Source organism: Asticcacaulis excentricus CB 48 (genome assembly GCF_000175215.2).
GTDB classification, from domain to species: domain Bacteria; phylum Pseudomonadota; class Alphaproteobacteria; order Caulobacterales; family Caulobacteraceae; genus Asticcacaulis; species Asticcacaulis excentricus.
Window position 1 is genome coordinate 2,499,684 of sequence record NC_014816.1, and the last position, 21,302, is coordinate 2,520,985.

Annotated in this window: 19 protein-coding genes; 5 read left to right on the forward strand and 14 right to left on the reverse strand. The window is 58.4% G+C overall.

All coding sequences use genetic code 11. From position 1 onward, the window contains the following. Positions 1-41 precede the first annotated feature (41 nt). A complete protein-coding gene (locus ASTEX_RS11375; RefSeq protein WP_144004660.1) occupies positions 42-767 on the reverse strand; it encodes a glycoside hydrolase family 16 protein in 726 nt (241 codons plus the stop codon). Between ASTEX_RS11375 and ASTEX_RS20315 the strand changes: the two genes are divergently transcribed. Then, entirely contained in the window at positions 766-990 is a 225-nt protein-coding gene (locus tag ASTEX_RS20315) for a hypothetical protein (protein WP_144004661.1), read from the forward strand. The genes ASTEX_RS11375 and ASTEX_RS20315 overlap by 2 nt on opposite strands. A 206-nt stretch (positions 991-1,196) precedes the next feature. On the opposite strand, the gene ASTEX_RS11380 is transcribed toward ASTEX_RS20315, so the two are convergent. Beyond that, positions 1,197-3,236, reverse strand: coding sequence for an NAD(+) synthase (locus tag ASTEX_RS11380; protein ID WP_013479788.1), 2,040 nt, complete (start codon positions 3,234-3,236; stop codon positions 1,197-1,199). Positions 3,237-3,476: 240 nt separating this feature from the next. Between ASTEX_RS11380 and ASTEX_RS11385 the strand changes: the two genes are divergently transcribed. From ASTEX_RS11385 to galE, 3 genes are read left to right on the forward strand one after another with little or no spacing between them, the layout of a single operon-like run. Continuing rightward, complete coding sequence (locus tag ASTEX_RS11385) at positions 3,477-4,679, forward strand: threonine ammonia-lyase (protein ID WP_013479789.1); 1,203 nt, start codon at positions 3,477-3,479, stop codon at positions 4,677-4,679. A 12-nt stretch (positions 4,680-4,691) separates the two neighbouring features. After that, positions 4,692-5,195 (forward strand): BamJ family beta-barrel-assembly machinery protein, encoded by a 504-nt coding sequence (gene bamJ, locus ASTEX_RS11390; protein ID WP_013479790.1) that lies wholly within the window; start codon positions 4,692-4,694, stop codon positions 5,193-5,195. Between the two features lie 46 nt (positions 5,196-5,241). Beyond that, positions 5,242-6,222 carry a UDP-glucose 4-epimerase GalE gene (gene galE / locus ASTEX_RS11395; protein ID WP_013479791.1) on the forward strand — a complete coding sequence of 327 codons (981 nt, stop codon included), beginning with the start codon at positions 5,242-5,244 and terminating at the stop codon, positions 6,220-6,222. Between the two features lie 197 nt (positions 6,223-6,419). On the opposite strand, the gene ASTEX_RS11400 is transcribed toward galE, so the two are convergent. The 3 genes from ASTEX_RS11400 to ASTEX_RS11410 all read right to left on the reverse strand — a co-directional run bounded on the left by ASTEX_RS11400 (position 6,420) and on the right by ASTEX_RS11410 (position 10,566). Further along, positions 6,420-7,925, reverse strand: coding sequence for a phosphomannomutase/phosphoglucomutase (locus ASTEX_RS11400; protein ID WP_013479792.1), 1,506 nt, complete (start codon positions 7,923-7,925; stop codon positions 6,420-6,422). Positions 7,926-7,955: 30 nt separating this feature from the next. Beyond that, a complete protein-coding gene (locus tag ASTEX_RS11405) occupies positions 7,956-8,831 on the reverse strand; it encodes a UTP--glucose-1-phosphate uridylyltransferase (protein ID WP_013479793.1) in 876 nt (291 codons plus the stop codon). A 313-nt stretch (positions 8,832-9,144) separates the two neighbouring features. Beyond that, a complete protein-coding gene (locus ASTEX_RS11410; protein WP_013479794.1) occupies positions 9,145-10,566 on the reverse strand; it encodes a serine hydrolase domain-containing protein in 1,422 nt (473 codons plus the stop codon). Positions 10,567-10,670: 104 nt separating this feature from the next. On the opposite strand from ASTEX_RS11410, the gene ASTEX_RS11415 reads away from it, so the two are divergent. Then, positions 10,671-11,918, forward strand: coding sequence for a UbiH/UbiF/VisC/COQ6 family ubiquinone biosynthesis hydroxylase (locus ASTEX_RS11415; protein WP_013479795.1), 1,248 nt, complete (start codon positions 10,671-10,673; stop codon positions 11,916-11,918). 224 nt (positions 11,919-12,142) lie between these two features. On the opposite strand, the gene ASTEX_RS11420 is transcribed toward ASTEX_RS11415, so the two are convergent. The 9 genes from ASTEX_RS11420 to ASTEX_RS11460 form a co-directional block, all read right to left on the reverse strand. Then, a complete protein-coding gene (locus tag ASTEX_RS11420) occupies positions 12,143-13,051 on the reverse strand; it encodes a hydrogen peroxide-inducible genes activator (protein WP_013479796.1) in 909 nt (302 codons plus the stop codon). A gap of 279 nt (positions 13,052-13,330) precedes the next feature. Next, a complete protein-coding gene (locus ASTEX_RS11425) occupies positions 13,331-13,567 on the reverse strand; it encodes a Trm112 family protein (protein ID WP_013479797.1) in 237 nt (78 codons plus the stop codon). A 10-nt stretch (positions 13,568-13,577) separates the two neighbouring features. Continuing rightward, positions 13,578-14,453: a thioredoxin gene (trxA, locus tag ASTEX_RS11430; protein ID WP_013479798.1), complete on the reverse strand. Its 876-nt coding sequence runs from the start codon at positions 14,451-14,453 to the stop codon at positions 13,578-13,580. Between the two features lie 82 nt (positions 14,454-14,535). Continuing rightward, complete coding sequence (locus tag ASTEX_RS11435) at positions 14,536-16,173, reverse strand: MFS transporter (RefSeq protein WP_013479799.1); 1,638 nt, start codon at positions 16,171-16,173, stop codon at positions 14,536-14,538. Positions 16,174-16,226: 53 nt separating this feature from the next. Further along, positions 16,227-16,829 carry a hypothetical protein gene (locus ASTEX_RS11440; RefSeq protein ID WP_041658649.1) on the reverse strand — a complete coding sequence of 201 codons (603 nt, stop codon included), beginning with the start codon at positions 16,827-16,829 and terminating at the stop codon, positions 16,227-16,229. Positions 16,830-16,879: 50 nt separating this feature from the next. Continuing rightward, positions 16,880-17,575, reverse strand: coding sequence for a phosphate regulon transcriptional regulator PhoB (gene phoB, locus ASTEX_RS11445; protein ID WP_013479801.1), 696 nt, complete (start codon positions 17,573-17,575; stop codon positions 16,880-16,882). 18 nt (positions 17,576-17,593) lie between these two features. Continuing rightward, positions 17,594-18,280 (reverse strand): phosphate signaling complex protein PhoU, encoded by a 687-nt coding sequence (gene phoU, locus ASTEX_RS11450; protein ID WP_013479802.1) that lies wholly within the window; start codon positions 18,278-18,280, stop codon positions 17,594-17,596. Positions 18,281-18,373: 93 nt separating this feature from the next. Next, positions 18,374-19,837, reverse strand: coding sequence for an ATP-binding protein (locus ASTEX_RS11455; RefSeq protein WP_013479803.1), 1,464 nt, complete (start codon positions 19,835-19,837; stop codon positions 18,374-18,376). 176 nt (positions 19,838-20,013) lie between these two features. After that, complete coding sequence (locus ASTEX_RS11460; protein ID WP_013479804.1) at positions 20,014-21,285, reverse strand: glutamate-5-semialdehyde dehydrogenase; 1,272 nt, start codon at positions 21,283-21,285, stop codon at positions 20,014-20,016. Positions 21,286-21,302: the final 17 nt, after the last annotated feature.

Sequence of the window (21,302 nt, forward strand, 5' to 3'; positions counted from 1 at the left end):
CGGGACCTTTAATCCTCAGCCCGTCACGCTGTTTCGTGACCTCAAGCGGCCTTCTTGTAAGCGCGGATATAGTCCACATACATGTAAGACGGGTTTGGCGTATTCGCGATGGACCAGCCTCCGCCCAGCGCCAGATTTACCAGGATCATCATCTCGTGTTTGTGCGTTTCAGGCGTCTTCGTACGCCACGTCTCAACGCCATCGAGATAAAAGATGATGAGGTCTGGTTCTACTGACACACCCCACGTATGGAAATCGGTCGTGAGGCTATTGGCCCGGACAGGCACCCGTGTGTTCCAGAAGGGGCCTATCTGTGTTCGATCCTTTGGCCAGAGCTTTACCGTCGAATGATAGACGTCGTTGAATTGCCCGTAATATTCCATCACGTCTATTTCGAGGCTCGGATCGTCAAACTGGCTCGGGACCATGCTGTCTAGCCAGAAGGCTGGCCATACACCTTCCCCCGGAGGCAGCTTGGCGCGCATTTCGAAATAGCCGTATTGCTGCTTAAACCCTACATTTCTGGCATCGACACTTGCCAGTAACCCAGACTCCCATTTGCCGTCTGCGCGCTTGCGGGCCTCGATGCGCAGAATGCCGTTGTCGACGCTAAACGGAAACCCCGGGACCGGATCGGCAAAGAGCGCGTCACCAAAATCACCGTGCCAAGGCGTGTGAGCCGTCCACTTCGTGCCTGGGCCGTTGGCGGAAACATCTATGGTGTCGAACTCGTCGTTGAAAGTCAGCGTGTAGCCGGCCTTTTCCATGCCCGTTGCAACCGAACTTGAAGACGAGGCCGAGGTGCCTGAACTCGCAGACGAAGAGGATGAAGAGGACGCGCTTGAGGATGAGACACCGGTCGCGGGGGCCGTACTACCACCTCCGCCGCCACCGCCGCCGCACGAGGCCAATAAGGCGGCCACGCCCGCAAAGACCGCGGCAAAACTCCTCACGAAAACCCGGGTACGCGACATACTCTGCTCCATGTGAGCGATGATCGATCACGGACAAACTGCGACCAATGAAAAGGCGTGTACCCAAAAGATCGCCTCGGTTCCGCTCACACATACACATAAGTTCGTTGTTAAAGTCTTGCCGACTGAGAGGAACAGTCCGGCCGACTTAACAGTGCCGCCCAAAAGCAGGCGATGTTCGCGCCTTCAGCCGTTGCACTGGCGAAGACAGCCGCACTCCGGTCACGTCAGGGGTACATTCGTTCTCAGCTCGTCAAGCCAAAGGCTCGCATCCCCGTCGGAAGGGGCGCGCCAGTCACCCCTGGGGCTCAAGGCACCGCCAGAAATGAGCTTGGGGCCATTGGGAACGGCGGAGCGCTTAAACTGCGAAATCGTGAAGAAGCGGAAGAGAAAGACCTCCATCCACTTTCGGATCTCCGAGAGAGTATAAGCGCGGCGTTCGGCCTGCGGATAGTCGGGTGGCCAGTCACCGAGTGCTTCGTTCTTCCAGGCGTGATACTGAAGAAAGGCAATTTTTGAGGGCTTAAGGCCATATCTCGTCAGGTAGTAGAGGGTAAAATCCTGCAAGGGATAGGGCCCTACCTTGTCTTCCGTGCGTTGCGCCTGTCCGTTTTGTACAGGCACGAGTTCGGGCGAGATCTCCCGCTCCAGGACCGATCGCAACACCCGACCGGCCTTTGCGTCAAACTCGGTGCGGGCAGCCCACCGTATCAGGTGCTGAATAAGCGTTTTGGGTGCCCCGCAGTTCACATTGTAGTGGCTCATATGATCGCCAACGCCATAGGTGCACCAGCCGAGGGCAAGCTCAGACAAGTCCCCTGTACCGACAACAAACCCATTATGCTGTCCGGCCAGACGAAACAGGAAGTCCGTTCGCAAACCCGCCTGAACATTTTCAAAGACGACGTCATAGACCGGCTCACCCTTGCCATAGGGGTGGCCAATGTCGATGAGCATCCGCTTTGACGCCGGACGAATGTCAATCTCTTCGGCACTGACGCCCAGTGCCCGCATCAGTTTATGCGCATCCGATTTTGACCCCGAGGTGGTGCCAAACCCCGGCATGGTATAGCCACGTATCTGGGCGCGCGGCAGCCCCAGACGGTCAAAGGCTTTACAGGCCACGATAAGCGCATGGGTCGAATCAAGACCGCCCGATACCCCAATGACGACGCTCTTTGCGCCTGTGCTCTCAATCCGGCGCATCAGGCCGTGAACCTGAATATTGAAGGCCTCAAAACAGTCTTCGTCCAGACGCTCACGCGCGTTTGGGACATAAGGGAAGCGATCAACGAGGCGATAAAAGTCTGAAAGCGTATGGGGTAGGTGAGTGAACAGATGGCGCGAAACCTCTGCGCCCGAAGTGATATGGCCCGCGTCCCTGAACGTACCCGTCCGAAGGCGCTCTTGCTGAATACGCTCAACATCGACATCCGCAATCGTCAGCGTGTCACTTAAAAAGCGCTCACCTTCCGCCAGAAGTTCGCCAAGTTCATAAATCAGTGACTGTCCATCCCAGGCGAGATCCGTCGTCGATTCTCCGGGCCCCGAAGCTGTAAATGCGTAGGCACACATCAGCCGCTCAGACGTCGCCTCACAAATGCGCTTTCTCACCCTGGATTTGCCAACCGTCACCGGAGACGCCGACAAATTGACGACTAAAGTGGCACCTTTAAGGGCAAGGTTCGTTGAGGGGGTTTGCGGCGACCACATGTCTTCGCAAATTTCGACGCCTAGCGCGAAGCTTTCAAACCCGCGGGCCTGAAAAATCTGGTGGGGCGTAACCCTTACACTCTGACCGGCGATTTCAAGCTGGGTGTTGAGATCTTGGCCGCTGCCGAACCACCGTTTCTCGTAGAACTCGCGATAATTGGGCAGAAAGGTCTTCGGGACGAGACCCAGAATCTGCCCATGATGTAAAACCGCTGCACAGTTATAAAGGACACCCTCAATGCGCAGCGGGACCCCGCAGACCACAATCGTACGCCAGGCCTTTGAGGCCTGTACCAACGCCTCCAGGCTCGCTTTCGCGGCGTCAAGAAGGGCGTCTTGCAAGAAGAGGTCGTCTAACGTGTAGCCCGTCAGGCTCAGCTCTGGAAACACAACGACATCCGCGCCGGCCGCGTCAGCGCGTGCAGCCACACTCAGATGCTCACTCAGATTGGCTTTAGGGTTTGCAATCTGAACCTTTGGAGTCGCGCACGCCACGCGCACAAAACCATGCGTCGCTGCAGAATAGAAGTTTTGGCCAGATTCTGTCATTGCGCCCTCATTCGGATCAACGAATACGGCTATATACGCCCATTTTTACCAAAGCCACAGGCCACGATTATGAGAATAGGCCAAAAAACCGAGAAATGTAGACATCTTCATCCTCACTTTTGGCATTTTGGTTTCCGTTGAAACATTATTCGATGCCCTGACCCGTTAAACCTTTTTGACTTGGGTTGCTGCCGTGAGGTCTGGTAAGGGATCGCAACTCCAACTGTGTGCGTGAGCGTCATGACCTTGCATCTCGAAGCGATCCAGGCGGCTGCCGAGCGGCTCAAGGGACACATCGCCGAAACCCCAATTGCGTTCTCACAAAAGCTGAGCGCAATGACGCGCACCAAGCTTTGGATTAAGTACGAAAATCAGCAGTACACGTCCGCCTTCAAAGAGCGGGGCGCACTCAACAAGCTCGCCATGCTAAGCGATAGTGAGCGCGCGCGCGGTGTCTTTGCCGCCTCAGCTGGAAATCATGCCCAGGGCGTTGCCTACCACGCTCAAAGACTAGGGATTCCGGCCACGATCGTGATGCCCCACGGGACCCCTTTCGTTAAGGTCCAAAAAACACAGTCCTATGGTGCAAGGGTCGTCATTGAGGGCGCAACCTATGATGAGGCGTCAACCCACGCACAGTCGATGTGTGAAGCTGTGGGCGGGGTCTATGTCCACCCGTTCAATGATTACGACGTCATGGCCGGCCAGGGCACCCTCGCCATAGAAATGCTCGAAGCGGTTCCCGACCTCGACGTCCTCGTCATCCCGATCGGCGGCGGTGGGCTTATCGCCGGTATGGCAACCGCGGCTAAGGCGCTGAAGCCCTGGATCAGAATTATCGGCGTGGAAGCGGCGATGTATCCGTCGTTTGTGGCGCGCCGCCGTGGCCTCAACATGCCGACGGGCGGCTCAACGATCGCCGAAGGCATCGCGGTGCGCGAAGTGGGCGACTTAAGCTTCTCTCTGGCCAATCCTCTGGTGGATGATGTCCTCGTGATCGACGAGGCCGATTTTGAACGGGCGATCGCGGCGTTTGTGAACGTTGAAAAAACGGTCGCCGAGGGTGCCGGTGCGGCTGGCCTCGCCGCCGTCATGCGCTATCCGGAGAAATTTGAAGGACTAAAAACAGGATTGGTTCTGTGCGGTGGCAATATCGACATGCGCCTTCTGGCGTCGGTTTTGCAACGTGAGCTCGTTCGCGAGAAGCGACTGGTCACCTACCGCATATTAGGCGATGACCGACCCGGAATGCTGTCTTTGATGGCCGATGTCATCTCCCGCAAGGGCGGCAACATCGTTGATGTCGCCCACAATCGTCTTGTGCTGGATGTCCCTGCCAAAGGGGCAGAATTCGATATTCTGGTCGAGACGCAAGATGCGCGTCACGCCCATGAAATTGCAGATGGTCTGCGTGCCACGGGCTACGCCCTGAGAATGGAATAGAGAGAAAAAACAATGCGTTTAAAATGGGTAAGACCGGTCTGTCTGTCTCTTTTTCTGACCTCAAGTCTGTCTCTGGCAGCCTGCAATCGCACCGATCCTGCCGCCGAGGCGGCCGCAGCGGCGAACATCAAGGCGGGCGAAGCCTTTCTGGCGGAAAAGGCCAAAGAGCCTGGTATTCAAAAACTCCCTAAGGGCCTGCTATACAAAGTTATCTCGCCGGCAAGCGACCCAAATGCGCCCAAACCCACTCTTCGCGATACCGTCAAAATCCACTACGAGGGCCGTCTCGTAGACGGAACGGTTTTTGATTCAAGCTATGAGCGCGGGGTGCCGGCCGCTATGCCCCTCGATGGCCTCGTCGAAGCCTGGAAGATCGCGGTGCCCCAGATGAAAACGGGTGAAACCTGGGAACTTTATGTGCCTGCACAGCTTGGTTATGGCGAAACAGGCGCGGGACCCATTCCGCCTAACAGTGTACTTGTCTTCAAGATTCAGTTGCTGGGGATCCAGCCCTGATCTAACCTGAGTTTCATTTTTTGATTATTTTCGTTTTGAGGTTTCTATGAGCACAGCCGTATTGGTTGCCGGCGGCGCCGGATATATTGGGTCACAAACCTGTAAGGTTCTGGCGTCTAACGGGTTTTTACCGGTAACCATCGACAATTTGTCGACCGGACACAAAGAGTCCGTCAAATGGGGCCCCTTGATTGAGGCCGACATTCGTGATGCCGTAGCCGTTCAGAAGGCCATCTCCGATTACGATATCAAGGCGGCCATCCACTTCGCGGCATTCTCGCTCGTGGGGGAAAGCACGAAAGATCCGGCAAAGTACTATGATAACAACGTCTCCGCCGCGACCGCGTTTGCCTCTCATCTCATCGAAGGCGGTGTAAAAGCTCTGGTCTTCTCGTCAACCGCCGCGGCCTATGGTGTGCCGCAGACGCGCCTCATCGGCGAAGACCATCCGAAGAAGCCGATTAACCCCTATGGCGATAGCAAACTCGCCTTTGAGACGGCCCTGCACTGGCTTTCGCAGGCCCACGACCTGAGCTATGTCGTGCTTCGTTATTTCAATGCCGCCGGAGCCGATCTTGACGGTGAGGTGGGTGAAAGCCATCGCTGTGAAACGCACCTTATTCCCCTGATCTGCCAGGCCGCACTCGGCACCGGCAAGGCGCTCACCGTGTTTGGCGACGATTATGCGACGAAAGACGGCACGCCCATTCGCGACTACATCCACGTCGTGGATCTCGCCAACGCGCACGTTGAAGCCATCCGCTACCTTCTGAACGGCGGCAAAAGCGATGCCTTCAATGTCGGCACCGGAGAGGGTCTGACCGTTCTCGAAGTTATCAAGGCGGCCGAGTCGATAATGGGCATGCCCGTGCCTCACAGCGTAGGTCCACGCCGTGAAGGCGACCCTGAGATACTCGTTGCCGACGTCAGCAAAATCCGCTCGACCTTTAACTGGTCACCACTTTACTCAGACGCGGACACGATCATCAGAACCGCGGCTCAGTGGCAGAAGACACGCCCGTACTGATCCGACGCGAGATCACTCAGAACAGGCCACCTCCTTTAGGAGCGGCGCTCAATGATAAAAAGGCCGGAGCATCTCTGAGATACTCCGGCCTCTTCATTTAATAAGTGGGACTGAGCGGGTCGTATGTGCCGTGCTCCGGCGATAGCGCCGTCTTGCGTGGCCCATCAGCGACCGCACGCCTCCCCAAATCCAACGCCTCAGATTTCCTGATTATAGGCGCCAACTTCAGGATGCGCGGCAAGACGAGGCTTGACCTCCTTGCGGAACAGATCGCGCATGTCATCCGCAGAATTCAGGCTCTCGACGACAACGACGAGTTCCGGCTTGTTGGACGAGGCGCGCACCAGAACCCAGGATCCGTCCTCCAGATGGACACGTGCCCCGTTGACCGTGATCACCTCGACAATCTTGCGACCGAGGATCTCGCCGCCCTTGGCATGCAAGTCGACGTATTCCTGTACGACTTTTTCGAGGACCTGATATTTGACCTCATCCCCACAGTGAGGCGACATGGTCAATGAGGTATAGGCCACCGGCAAAGCGTTTTTCAGTTCACTTAAGGCCTTACCCGGATTGCGATCGAGCATAGCCAGTACCGCCGCCGCCGCTACTAGGCCATCGTCATAGCCAAGACCGATCGGGCTATTGAAGAAGAAATGGCCAGACTTTTCGAAACCGGCCAGCGCCTTCAGCTCGGAAGTCTTGCGCTTGATGTAGGAGTGCCCCGTCTTCCAGTAGACGGTTTGGGCCCCATTGGCTTTCAGAATTTCGTCCGTCTTGTAGAGGCCGGTTGACTTCACATCGACAACGAAGGTCGCGTCTTTGTGAATAGCGGAGAGATCGCGAGCCAGCATAAGCCCGATCTTGTCCGCAAAAATCTCTTCGCCCGTGTCATCGACAACACCGCAGCGGTCACCGTCACCGTCAAAGCCCAGAGCCAGATCCGCTCCATGCTCTTTAACGGCCTTGGCCATCTCCATCAGCATGTGATGATCTTCGGGGTTGGGGTTATACTTCGGGAACGTGCTGTCAAGCAAGGTGTCCATTTCAATGACCTCAGCGCCCATGGCACGCAGGGCCTGAGGGGCAAAAGCGCCGGCCGTACCGTTGCCGCAAGCGCAGATGACCTTCAGCTTACGCTTCAATTGCGCCTTGGCGGCGACATCGGCCAGATAACGCTCTTGGACACCCGAAACGAGCTTGAGCGAACCACCCGCCCGCTCGACAGCGGCACCGGCCATGATGATCTCTTTCATACGGCCGATTTCGTCAGGACCGAAGGTCAGAGGGGCCTGGCACCCCATCTTCACGCCCGTCCAGCCGTTTTCATTGTGCGACGCGGTGACCATGGCGACGCAGGGCGCTTCAAGGTCGAACTGAGCAAAATAGGCAATCGGTGAGAGGCACAGGCCAATATCCAGCACCTCACATCCCGCCTGGATCAGACCGAGGATGAGCGCATTTTTGATATTGATCGAGTAAGAGCGATAGTCATGACCCACAACGATGCGTGGCTTGACCCCACGTTCGTGAATATAGGTGCCAAGACCGAGGCCGAGCGCCTGAATGCCTAAAAGATTGATTTCCTTCCCAAACACCCAGCGCGCGTCGTACTCGCGAAATCCGGTCGTCTTAACGAAGGCCTCTGTCTCGAATTCAAACGTGTTCTCAACGAGGTCCGTGCGCGGTAAAAGCAAGGTCATGAATTTCTTTCCGAAAATATTATACTGAATTTATTGAAAAAACGGGCTGAGCGCTTCACGGGCGGCCTGGCCAAGGTCTGCGCGCTTCAATGCCAGGGCAACATTGGCACGAAGAAGGCCAATCTTATCGCCGCAGTCATAGGTCACGCCGTCGTACTCAAGGGCGTGGAAGTCTTGGGTCTCCATCAGACGGAACATGGAGTCCGTGAGCTGGATTTCCCCCCCTGCGCCCTTTTCCTGAGTGGCGAGAAGCTCGAAGATTTCAGGCTGGAGAATGTAGCGCCCAGACACAATCAGATTGGAGGGCGCCGTGCCTTTTGCCGGCTTCTCTACCATGCCCGTCATTTTATTCAGGCGGCCGTTTTGGGCTTCTAGCGCAACCACGCCATACTGATGGGTCTGGTCCACAGGAACAGGCTCTACCACGATGATGTTGCCGCCCACCTTGTCATAGCCGTCAATGGCCTGCTTCAGCGCGGGCACGTCTGCGTCCATCACCATATCCGGCAAGATCACCGCGAAGGGCTCGTCGCCAATGATGTCGCGCGCGCACCAGACCGCGTGGCCAAGCCCCTTGGGCTGCATTTGACGCACAAAGCTCATCTCGCCAGCCTGCGGCAGTTCCGCGAGAAGTTCGTCCAGAATTGCGGTTTTGTTCTTGGCTGACAGTTGCGCTTCTAGCTCGACCTGATGGTCGAAATAATCTTCGATAGCGCCTTTGGATCGCCCCGTCACAAAGACGAAATGCTCAATGCCTGAGGCGCGGGCCTCGGCCACGACATAGGACAAAATGGGACGATCAACGACGTTCAGGAGCTCTTTCGGGACGACCTTTGTCCCCGGCAGAACCCGGGTGCCCAGACCCGCAACGGGAATAATGGCTTTGCGCACGCGCTTTTGTGTCATGTGAAATCCGTTAAATGATAATGTTCTGGGAAACGCATGCCCCCCAGGCTGAATAATCACTAACGTTTAATCCCCAGCTAACGCCGCTGCAAGCTTTGAACGTCGCCTGACAACCGATTAACCATCAATTCTTTAGTAAAGTTTTGCTTCAGAGATAAAAATCACCCCGGCAAATCCCATTGTAATTTTATACGCTTCGCGCAGGGCGTGTGAGGCCTCGCGCCCTCATAGCCGTTCCGTTTGGATTAATGAAACCCCTAAAGATCCCGAGGCGTCTTAAGCGCAGGCAAGCACATTGCGCCCTGTCGGTTCATTATGCGCTTGCCTTTGCCGCCTGGCGCGCAGACGTCAGGACCTGGCCTACCGCGACCTGGGTGTCTGATGCGGCATCATTCGCGCAAGCCGCAGCGACACTGCCTGATCTCGTGTCGACGAGGACTTCCGCATACCAGAAGGTGTTTGACCCGTTATGCCACAAGGTCCCGTCGGGTCGCACCACCCAGCCCAGCGCGTAGTCATCGCCAAAATGCGGCGTGTGCAGCGCATCCCAGCTCTCGCTCTTAAGCAAATTTACGGGTCGATCGCGGTGCGCTTGCAGATATGTCAGCATATCGCTCATCGACATATGGACTCGCCCGGCAGGCCCCAGGGCCACGGGATTGTCTGTCGGACGTCCAGGCCCGACCGGCAAAGGCTTACGGGTGTGGCCATTGACGGCGTGCCCCAGAGGCTGATCCACCTGCCCAGGACGGCCCGGCGCCCCGAACCCCGCACTTGTGATGCCCAGAGGTGTGAACAGCTCTGCCTGGATGAGGGTTTCCCAGCTTTTACCCGTCAGTTGCTCCAGAAGGGTCCCGGCAATGATATAGCCATTATTGGCATAAACGTTTTGTGCGCCTACGGGGCCAACCGGCTTCTGTTTCAACGCCGTCAGTGCCCATTTGCGCCGCTCCGCCCGGGGGTCAGGCAGGGGATCACGGCTGTAGAAAACCGTGTTTATCCCGTCGAGATTGGGCTGAAGCCCCGCACGGTGGCTCAGAAGATGCAAGAGGGTGGCGTCACGATAAGCCGTCGGGACGGGACGGCCGTTCTCATCCAGCACGTCGCCCACCTTGGTCGTCCATTTGAGTACACCGGCGTCGACCAGACGCGCGCACAGGGTCGCCGTCATCGACTTGGTGATCGAGCCCCAGTGCCATTGGTCTTCCATCTGCACGGCAATCTCGTCGTCACTGGAGCGCGCACCGGCTGCGAAGATCTCGGTTTGCGCGCCACGTGCCCACGCGGCCGCCATGGCGGGCGTATAGGCTGCGAGCCGCTTGTCGTTCAGCAACTCACGCGTCAGAGGCGGATGGACGGCTTCTGGTGCCGCTTCGGCCACCTCGCCGCGCGTGAAGCGAAGCGGCAGAGGGGCACCTTGGGTAAACGTGCCGTCGACATGGCGCTCATCCGTCAGCACGCCCTCGAAGGTCGCCTTGATCGCTGCAAAAGTCAGTTTGATGCGCTCGTCCTCAATGGAGGCGCTGGAGGCCGGGATGCGCGCATTTCCCTGATCAACACTGAAAAGGGTCGCGCCCTTGGCGTCTATCTCCAGCCGCAGGGTCAGACGCACCATCCCCGCCTCAAGCACGCCCGTCCAGCGTCCATAGAACGGGCTGTCGGCCGCTAGGGCGCCTGTGCCCGCCATCAGACCAAAAGCGGTCATGAGCGTTTGCATCTGACGGCGTGTCATCATCGGAAATCCTCCCCTGTGCGTACCAAGCATAGTGAATTGCGGCATCAGGTCGCTACTGAAATAATTGTAATGCAGCGGCTTGCGACAAGGGCTAAACTCTCACCATGAACACGAAGGCTGATCTTATCATCGTAGGCGCCGGTATGGCCGGTATGACCGCGGCTCTGGCTCTGGCCAAGGGCGGACTTAAACCGGTTCTAATCGAGCGGCAGCCTTTGTCCGAACAGGTAGAGCCAAGCTTCGATGGTCGCGCCTCGGCCATCGCCTACTCCTGTTTCCGGCAATGGCAGGCCTTAGGCGTTGGCGACGCGCTGGAGCCTTTGGCTTGCCGCATGGACGAGATCATGGTCACGGATGCCCATCTGCCCGGCGCATCAACTCAGAGACCCTCCCCCTTCTTTCTGCATTTCAATGCCGGCGAGATATCCGACCGCTCAGGCAATGAACCGCTGGGCTATATGCTCGAAAACCGCCATATCCGTGCGGTACTATATGAAGCTGTCCAAAAGGCCGGTATTCGCGTCATCTGCCCGGCCAGTGTGACGGGCATCGAAGAAACGACGACCCACATTGATCTGACACTCTCCACGGGTGAGACCTTGTGCGCCCCCGTCGCTGTGGCCGCAGAAGGCAGAAAGTCGGGGCTGCGCGAACATGCGGGCATCCGCACCATACGCCGGGATTATGGCCAAAGCGCCGTTGTTGCCACCGTCAAGATGCAATACCCGCATAACCATGTGGCATACGAGTATTTCCTGTCGTCAGGCCCCTTCGCCATACTGCCACTGACCGAAAATCGCGCCTGTCTGGTCTGGTCGGAAAGTCATGCCAAGGCCAAGGCGTTACTTGAGGTGCGACCCGAACTGTTCCATGCCCACCTGATGCAGCGTTTCGGTGATTTTCTGGGCGAGATCGAGCTTACAGGCCCGAAATTCATCTATCCGCTGTCGATGGCGCTGGCCGAGCACATGTATCGGGGACGTATCGCGCTTTTGGGGGACGCGGCGCACGGCATCCACCCCATTGCCGGTCAGGGGCTTAACCTTGGCCTCAAAGACGCCGCTGCCCTTGCCGAGGTTATCATCGAAGCGGCGCGGCTTGGCGAAGACCTTGGCTCGGAACTGGTACTTGAACGTTATGCCCAGTGGCGGCGCTTTGAAAATGTCTCAACATCGATGATCATGGATGCCTTCGTGCACCTGTTCTCAAATAACAATCCGCTGGTGCGCCCGCTGCGCGATCTGGGTATGGGGATTGTCAACAATATCGCTCCCGCGCGGCGCTTCTTCATGGAGGATGCCGGCGGTGCGACCGGCGACCTTCCGAAGCTGTTGCGCGGCGAAACCGTTTAGTATCGGGACGACTACCCAAACCGTTTTCAATAAGGCACACGCTTTGATACCTAGAGGTGGGGGAGCGACCCGGTTTTCCTAGGCCTCTGATGTAAACGTCGCCAGAGAGTCTCGCTGCGCACGTCCTTTAAGAGGGGGAGTTTCGCACCCGGATTTCTGTAATATCTGGTACCGAGGGCACAATACCGTGCTTGTATGCCGGGGGTCCGCCACGTCGCGCGCGTCTATCGTCTTGCGATGACGCCAGCCAGCAGGCGTGCTTCAGCCGAGCGCGATGACCCGGCGCGCCAGATGACGACGATGTCGCGATAGGCGTGGTCAGAACGCAGATGGCGGATGGCGACGGAGGAGCGTTCAACCAGTCCGGACTCGACAGCCATTTCGGGCAGGAGCGAGACGCCCAACCCGGCATCGACCATCTGAACCAGTGTGTTGAGCGAGGTGGCCGCAAAGCCGCCATTGAGCGCCTGATTAACGTCACCCGCACCCGGCGCATTCCATTGACAGGCTGCCAGGGCGTGATCACGCAGACAGTGCCCGTCTTCAAGCAGGATCAGCTCCGCCGATTTCAGCGCCTCCGGCTCGATTTCGGCTTGCTGCGATAGCGGATGGTCTTTCGGCATAACGGCCAGTATCTCGTCTTTGCAGATAAAGGCGTGATCAAGCCCGCTCAGATCATAAGGTAAGGCGATGACCGCCGCATCCAGACTGCCGCTTTTCAGTGAACTGATAAGGCGCGAGGTCTGATCTTCGCGCAGGAACAGCCGCAACTGCGGAAACTCCTGACGCAGCTTAAGTAAGGCCTGAGGTAACAAAAACGGCGCAATGGTCGGGATAACGCCCAGACGAAATCGTCCGGCCAGCGGCCGGTTGGCGCCCTTGGCAGCCTCAACCAGATCTTCTGCGCGCGCCAGTATGTCCTCGGCACGGCGCAGCACGTCTTCACCGACGGCGGTCAGGATAACCTGCCCCCGTGAGCGGTCGATCAGGCGCACACCGAGCGCCTTTTCAAGCTCAGCAATGCCGGAAGAGAGGGCGGGTTGCGAAACAAAGGCGGCTTCGGCGGCAGCGACGAAGCTTTTATGCTCATTGAGCAGCTTGAGATACTGGAGCTGGCGCAGGGTCGGTAGCATGACGCCAACATAAGCAATCTTTATTAAAATCGCAAATTTACGACATCGAACTTATGCAAATAGCCCGGTTGGACTAGCGAAAACTTAGATCATCCCTGTCAGGTTTGCCGTGAGGGTGAATGGAGGCGCGCATGACAGACCACTTCGCACAGCAATCGCAGTCGTTTTTGGACTACGCGGAACCGCCAACAGAACCGCTTCTGGCGCGCCCCTTGCCAGAGACAGACACGTCTGCCTCACATGTCTTTCGTTCCAAAACACAGAAGCTTAAGCTTAAACCTAAGCCTTTTGGGGCTCGAAGCGTCGGGCCTGATCGACCAGCATAATCGGCACGCCCGAACGGATCGGGAAGGCCAGACCCGCGGTTGGCGAGAGAAGTTCCTGCGCCGTCTTGTCATAGGTCAGGGGACGGCGCGTAACGGGGCAGACGAGTGCTTCGAGAAGACGCGGGTCAATTTCTGACGTATCGGGAACGGGCGAGTCGCTCGCTGGTGTTTCGATTTCAATTTCGGACATAGACTTTCCCTTAGCTAAACAGCAGCGTCGACAGCTTGCGACGCCCAGCCTTGGTGATGTCGGACATCTGCCCCGCTGCGGCAAAAATCTTGAACAGATAGTCACGCGCTTTCTGGTTTTCCCAGTCGGGTTCGGCCTTGATGATAGCCAGAAGCTCATCAATCGCCGCGGGCAGTTCGCCCTGCCCCGCAAGACCGCGCGCCAGATCGTAACGGGCCGCATGATCAGCGGGGTCTGCGGCCAGACGCGCGCGCAATCCGTCCAGTTGCGTCGGTGCACCGTCCGCCAGTTCGAGTGCGGCCCGCAAGCCCTGAATATCGGCATCCTTGGCATCAGCCGGTGCCTGATCGAGGACGGCCTTCGCCTGTTCGGGCTGTCCGACCTTCATATACATCTTCGCCACACCGGCGATGGCTTTCAGGTTTTGCGGGTCCTGATCCAGCACGAAGGAATAGGCCTCCATCGCGCCGCCCAGATCCCCCTGCTCCATCGACTGCGCCGCCAGCGCCAGCGCGTCTTCGATTGATGGCGCCCCGTCGTCACCACCGACGCCCAGTTTTTCGATAAAAGCCTTTAGCTCCGATTCCGGCTTGGCGCCCATGAAGCCATCCACGGGCCGGCCACCGACAAAAGCATAGACAGTGGGGATCGACTGCACGCGCAACTGACCGGCAATGGCGGGGTTCTTGTCCACATCGATCTTTACAAGCTTCACCTTGCCGTTGGCCTCAGTGACAACCTTTTCCAGCGCGGGACCCAGCTGGCGGCAGGGCCCGCACCAGGTCGCCCAGAAATCGACGATGACGGGAACCGTCTGCGAAGCTTCGAGCACATCGGTCACGAAAGTCGCGTCGGAGCCGTCGATAATATGGGGGCTTAAGGCCATGATCTGCTCAACCTTTATTCTGTGACATCTTCCTACTCAGGATGGGAAGCCAACGCAATCGGCGCAAGGCGTCGCGCCTGAATTATTCCGGTGAGGGCTCTCTGGCGGGCTCGCCGGGCGCTTCGCCCAAAGGCTCCGGGTCGCGGAAGGATTTGAGCGGCAGTTCCGGGATCAGGCCGGTCGCCAAAAGCCCCAGAATCGACACTAAAAACCCGGCAAACATTACGCCTTTGATGGCGTCAGAGATCGTATCGCGCACGACCGGATCGAGCGGTGCTCGTGCGCCGCCGCCATGAACAGACATTTCTGTCTGACTGGCCAGCGCCATGCGTTCCAGTTCGGCGAGAGACAGGACCTGTTCATGCGCCGAACTGGCTTTCGGAGCCATAACCATCAGATTGTGGGTGAGGACCGCGCCGAAGACCGCCACCCCTATGGTAGAGCCGATCTGGCGGAAGAACTGACCGGCGCTGGTCGCCACCCCCAGGTCACGCCGCTCGACGGCGTTTTGTACCGCCAGATTGAACAGGCTTTGCGCTGGCCCGAGACCAATCCCGACCAGGGCCACGCGCCACACGACGTCCCATACCCCGGCGGTATTGGGCATTGTGGCCAGGCACAGAGCGCCGAGCGCCGTCAGGGCCGCCCCGCCCAGCATGATCAGTCGGTACTTTCCGAACTTATGGACCAGAAGACCCGATAAGGTGGCCGAGGCAATCAGCCCCACGGTCAGCGGCATCAGGGCCAGCCCCGAGGTTGTAGCCGATAGGCCGAGCGCCAGTTGCATCAGCAGCGGCAGGAAGGAGACCAGGCCCATAAAGGCCATGAAGATCAGCACCGAAGCCAGATTGGCGCTGGCGAAGGTGCGGTTACGGAACAAAGACAGGGAAAGTATGGGGTTTTCGACCCTGGCCTCGACAATCAGAAAGACCACCAGCGAAAGGGCCGCACCGAAAAACAGGCCCATCACCACCGGCGAGGTCCAGCCGTCTGTGCCGCCGAGACTTAGGCCCAGCAGGAAGGGCAGGAAGGTTGCCAAGAGAAGGATCGCCCCGGCAAAGTCGATCTTGCCGCCCGTGCGATGCAGGAGCTTCGGCGTTTTGACCAGAATCATGAACAGGGCCAGCCCAGCCAGCGGCAGGTTGATATAAAAGACCCAGCGCCAGCCCGCTATGGGCAGACCGAACAGGTAGACCGTACCCATATCGGTAAAGAAGCCGCCGATCAGCGGACCTACCACGCTCGCAACACCAAAGGTCGCGCCGAACAACCCACCCAGCTTGGCACGTTCACGCGGCGGGTAGAGGTCGGCGATCACCGCAAAGGCCGAGGTCATCAGCGCCGCGCCACCCAGCCCCTGAATGGCCCGAAAGACGATCAGTTGCACCATACCGCCGCCCAGTACGGGCAGGTCGCCAAATTCTCCGGCCATACCGCACAGGCCTGACCCGATAATGAAAATGATGACGCCGATGACCAGAATCGGTTTGCGGCCATAGATGTCCGACAGCTTGCCATAGATCGGCACCATGACGGTCGAGGCCAGTAGATAGGCCGTCGTCACCCACGCGTAGAGATCAAGCCCGGAGAGATGTGCCACGATGCGGGGCATGGCCGTGGAGACGATGGTCTGATCCAGAGCTGACAGCAGGAAGACGATCATCAGCGCAATGACTGTGACCCGGCGCTCGGCAGGCGTAAAGGTTTGCGGCGTGTCCATGCGGTCCTCTTAAGGGTCTTGACCGCACCTTACCGGTAGTCTCAGCGATCGCGCTACTGCAATCGTTTCGGCGCACTGACAAAACACGCCAGCGCCTTATGCGCCGCGGCCTCTGTCGTGAGGGATGGAGAGCGCAGGCGGTCGTGAAAACGGGGGCGCTCACGCCATCCCTTCAACGGCGAGGCTAGGATATCAAGAAACACCAGACCCGCAAAAACCGGCTCGTGCCCAGGCAGGATCAGCTTCGGGCTATCAAGTCTTATCCGCGCCATCAGATGCCAGGTATCGGGGCCATCCCCGCTGTCATCGCGCACGACTGTTAAGTCCTCAAAATCATCGGGGGTAAACTGCCGCTCCAAACGGTGCCGTCCGCGCGCCACGGTCAGGGTTAAACACCCCGGCCGGATCTCCCATTGTTCATCCGGAGACAGAGCGCCAAACACCATAAAGGCCAGCCCGACCGACAGCCCGCCGGCCATAATGAAACCGAAGAACAGGCTGAACACAGAGAGAGGCCAAAGACCCCGCCCCAGTTCGACGACAACCATCACACAGGCAAACAAGCCAACGCCGGTCAGCATCCATCGGATAAAGGTTGGCATGGGTCCGCCGAGACGGATCACCTCATCCGGAGCTTCAGAGCTTTGTGCATCCATGCCTTTTCATAACATGGATCGGTGAAGCAACCGCGACCAAACGCGGTTAATCAGCCCTGCAGATCTAACGAATAGCCGGCGGAACGCACGGTACGGATCGGGTCATAGTCGGTATCGGCATTGAGCGCCTTACGCAAACGACCGATATGCACATCGACCGTGCGGGCTTCGACATAGACATCATTCCCCCACACCGCATCAAGGAGCTGTTCGCGGCTGAAGACGCGCTTGGGATGCTGCATGAGATAGTCGAGCAGCTTATATTCCGTTGGCCCCAGATGCACGTCGCGGCCCGAACGTTGTACACGGTGCGACAGGCGATCAATGACGATTTCGCCAAACGTGACGCGGTCTTCCGAAAGTCCCGGACGGATGCGGCGCAAGACGGCGCGGATGCGTGCGACCAGTTCGACCATCGAAAACGGTTTGATCACATAGTCGTCGGCACCCGTATCAAGGCCCCGGATACGATCGGTTTCCTCCGAGCGCGCCGTCAGCATGACGATGGGCAGGTTGCGGGTCTCTGTCTGTGCACGCAGACGGCGCGTCACTTCGATACCCGACACCTTCGGCATCATCCAGTCGCAGACCAGAAGGTCCGGCTGACGCTCATTAATCATCATGAGGGCTTCGTCACCATCAATGGCAACCCCTACCTCATAGCCCTCTTTTTCGAGGTTATACTGCAGAAGCGTGGACAGGGCGTCTTCGTCTTCGGCGATAATGATGTAGGGTTTTACGCTCATGACTGTTCCTGATAGCCCCTATAGGGTGGACATTTTCGGGCGATCCTCGACATAGTCTTCGCCCGTGATTTCGTAATGGATGTGTTCGGCCATATTGGTCGCGTGATCACCGATCCGCTCCAGATTCTTGGCCATAAAGAGAATGTGAGTACACGCCGAAATCGTGCGCGGATCCCCCATCATGTAGGTCAGAAGTTCGCGGAACAGCGCGTTATAATGCTCGTCCACCTCGGTGTCCGACGACCAGACGGCCATGGCCATTTCGAGCTTGCCGGACTTATAGGCATCAAGCACATCACGCAGGCGCGACGACACCAGCTTGCCCATACGCTCAATCGATCGTGTCAACGGCGACATAGGCTCGGCCTCGGCGATCACCAGCGAGCGCTTGGCGATATTCTTTGCCAGATCACCCGTACGCTCCAGCGAGGTGGCAATCTTCATGGCCGCCACCGTCTTGCGCAGATCCGCCGCCATGGGTTGCCGCAGAGCGATCAGACGGATGCACTTGCGTTCAACATCGCGTTCCAGCTCATCGAGCTTGCGGTCGCGTTCAATGACGCTCTGCGCCAAAGCCACATCACGGCGCGCCACGGCTTCGACCGCGTCGGCGACCTGAGCTTCGGCAAGCCCGCCCATCAGCATCACTTCCGCGCTGAGTTGGTCGAGTTCTTCGCCGTAGGTTCTGACGATGTGATTGTTCATGGCGCAAAGTTCCTTAGCGAAAGCCCATATGTTGAATTTGTGACAAGCTTATTACACCATGCCGCCTACAGCGGCAAAACTGTCATTTTTCGCTTAGCGCGCGTTCACAAACCCTATGGCCGCGCTTTCTTTGTAGCGGCCAGGCTGTGGGAAGCAGGCGGTAAAGCTGGTGTAGGTCTCGACCGGTCCGGTCGGGGCGACATCAAGCCCGCCGTAGGGCAGAAGGTCTTTGTCGTCGAGCGAAGACGGTTTCGCCACGGATTCGACCCCCAGCGCGCCGCGGTGGCGATTGATGATGTGCTTGACGATGGCCAGCCCCAGCCCTGTGCCCAGCCTGTCACCTGATTTCTGGCCCTCAACCCGGTAGAAGCGCTCGGCCAGTCGCGGCAAAAATTCGCGACGGATGCCCGGTCCGCGATCGGTAACGCGCACAACCGTATACCAGGATCCGCGCTGATCAGGCCTTAAGAGCACCAGTTTGGCCGCTGACGGATCGCGCGCACCAAACGCCTCTTCCAGGGTGCAGTCATTGAAAACTTCGATCTCTATGGTCGAACCAGCCGGAGCGTATTTGAGCGCATTGTCAGAAAGGTTCTGCACCACCTGCAACACCTGATCGCGATCAGCCGTCAGGGAATACTCACCCGGTGGCGGCGCCTTGAGCGAAAGCCCGACACCTTTTTCCTGAGCCAAAATGCTAAGGCTATCCATCACGTCACGGGCGCAAAGCGAGACGTCCGCTTCCCCCGACGGCGGCACGTGTTCGTTCATCTCAATGCGGCTAAGAGACAGAAGGTCCTGTATCAAACGCCCCATGCGATCGGCCTGCGACGCCATGATGTTGAGGAATTTGTCGCGCGCTTTAATATCGTCCTTCGCATGGCCGCGCAGGGTTTCGATAAACCCTGTCAGAGAGGCCAGTGGTGTGCGCAACTCGTGCGAAGCATTGGCAAGGAAATCAGCGCGCATCCGCTCAATGCGACGGATGTCGGTCTCGTCGCGGATGACGAGCAGCGCCAGACGCCTCAGCCCGCCTTCGGCGACCGGCAGAGGTGAGGTCCAGGCGCGCCAGAACTTATCCTGAGCGCCGGAGGTTTCAAAGACGGTGTCGCGCTCCATATTGCCAAACAGAGCCTCATCGACCGCCTCCAGCACCTCGGGATACCGCAGAGACGAGACGAGCAGACCGCCTTCCTTGGCGATGCCAAAAGCTTCGACGGCGGCCTTATTGGCAAAGACGATCCAGCGCCCGGCGATGTCATTGGGCTCAATCCCGGACACGATCATGACAGGATCAGGGATGGCGCGCAGCACCTCCTGAAAGCTAGGCCCCTCCGGCTGAACGCGTGTGCGCTCCGGAACCGGCAAAGCATCCGGGACGACGGCGTTTTTGAGCCTCTGCAACTCGCTATAGGTCATAAACAGGCTGACAGCCAAAACACCGACGGCGACCCATACCAGCCACTGCGCACCCGGTGCCATCAGGGCGAGCGCAATCAGGACCAGAAGGCCCAGAACAAGAGGCAGAAAGATGCGCTTGCGGGGTTGCGCCGCCATATATGTCGGCTCCTGATATGTCGGCGCCCATAAGACCCCGGCGTGCGTTAACAACCTGTTATCCATCAAAGGCCTCCGCCCCGGTTTTTATGGGCAGGACCTAAGCCGATTTGAAGACAGGGGCGTGACAGGCCGGTTAAAAAGCGAAACGGATTGTCCGGACGCTGCTCGTTATCCTAAGGACGGGTCTGACCGCTGCCGCGCACCACGTATTTGAAGGTGGTCAGCTGTTCGGCCCCAACAGGGCCACGGGCGTGCATCCTTCCCGTAGCAATGCCAATTTCCGCCCCAAGTCCGAACTCCCCGCCGTCGGCAAACTGCGTGGAGGCGTTCCAGATGACGATGGCGGAATCGACTTCGTTTAGGAAGGCTTCGGCGGCTTGCGGGTCTTCGGTGATAATGGCCTCGGTGTGCTGCGTGCCATAGGTGCGGATATGCGCGACCGCCTCACTAAGCCCATTGACCACCCGCACCGCCAGGATCTTGTCGAGATATTCGGTGCGCCAGTCGTCATCGCTTGCCGCTGCCATCGGCTGGATGGCGCGTGCCGCCTCGTCGCCGCGCAGTTCACAGCCTTTCTCGATCAGGGCCAGAGCGATACGTGGCAACAGGGTTTCGGCCACCGCCTTATCGATCAGCAAGGTTTCGGTCGCCCCACACACCGACACGCGGCGCATTTTGGCATTCAGCACGATAGAGACCGCCTTGTCCGCATCGGCCTCGGCGTGGACATAGGTGTGGTTCAGACCTTCGAGGTGAGCCAGAACCGGCACACGCGCTTCGGCCTGTACCCGTGCCACGAGCGATTTGCCTCCGCGCGGAATGATCAGATTGACCGCATCATTGAGCCCCCCCAGCAGCAAGCCCACGGCGTCACGATCAGCGGTCGGCACCAGTTGAACGGCGGCAGGAAGTTCGGCCTCGGCAAAAGCCTTCTCAAAGGCAACGAAGATGGCTTTGGCCGAGTTCAATGCCTCAGACCCGGTACGCAGGATAGCCCCGTTGGAGGAGCGGATACAAAGAGCCGCCGCATCGGCGGTCACGTTCGGCCGTGATTCATAGATGATGCCGATAACGCCGATGGGCGTGGACACGCGCGCAATATCGAGCCCATTCGGCCGTTCCCAGCGCGCCAGTTCCTTACCCACAGGATCGGGCAGAGCCGCCACGTCTTCTAGCCCCCTGGCCATGGCTTCGACGCGATCCGGATTGAGTACCAGACGCTCGACCATGGCGCTGGACAGACCCTTCTGTGACGCCGCCTCCACATCGGCCGCGTTGGCGCTCAAAATAGCGTCTCGCTGCGCGCGGATATGTTTCGCGGCACTAAGGATCAGCTGCGTGCGCGCCTCCGGACCCGCCAGACGCAAGCCTTCCGCCCCGGCCTTGGCCTTGGCGGCCAGATCGGTCATCAGTTGGGTGAGGGTGAGGTTACCGGAAGTGTCCATTGCCTTATCCTGTGTGA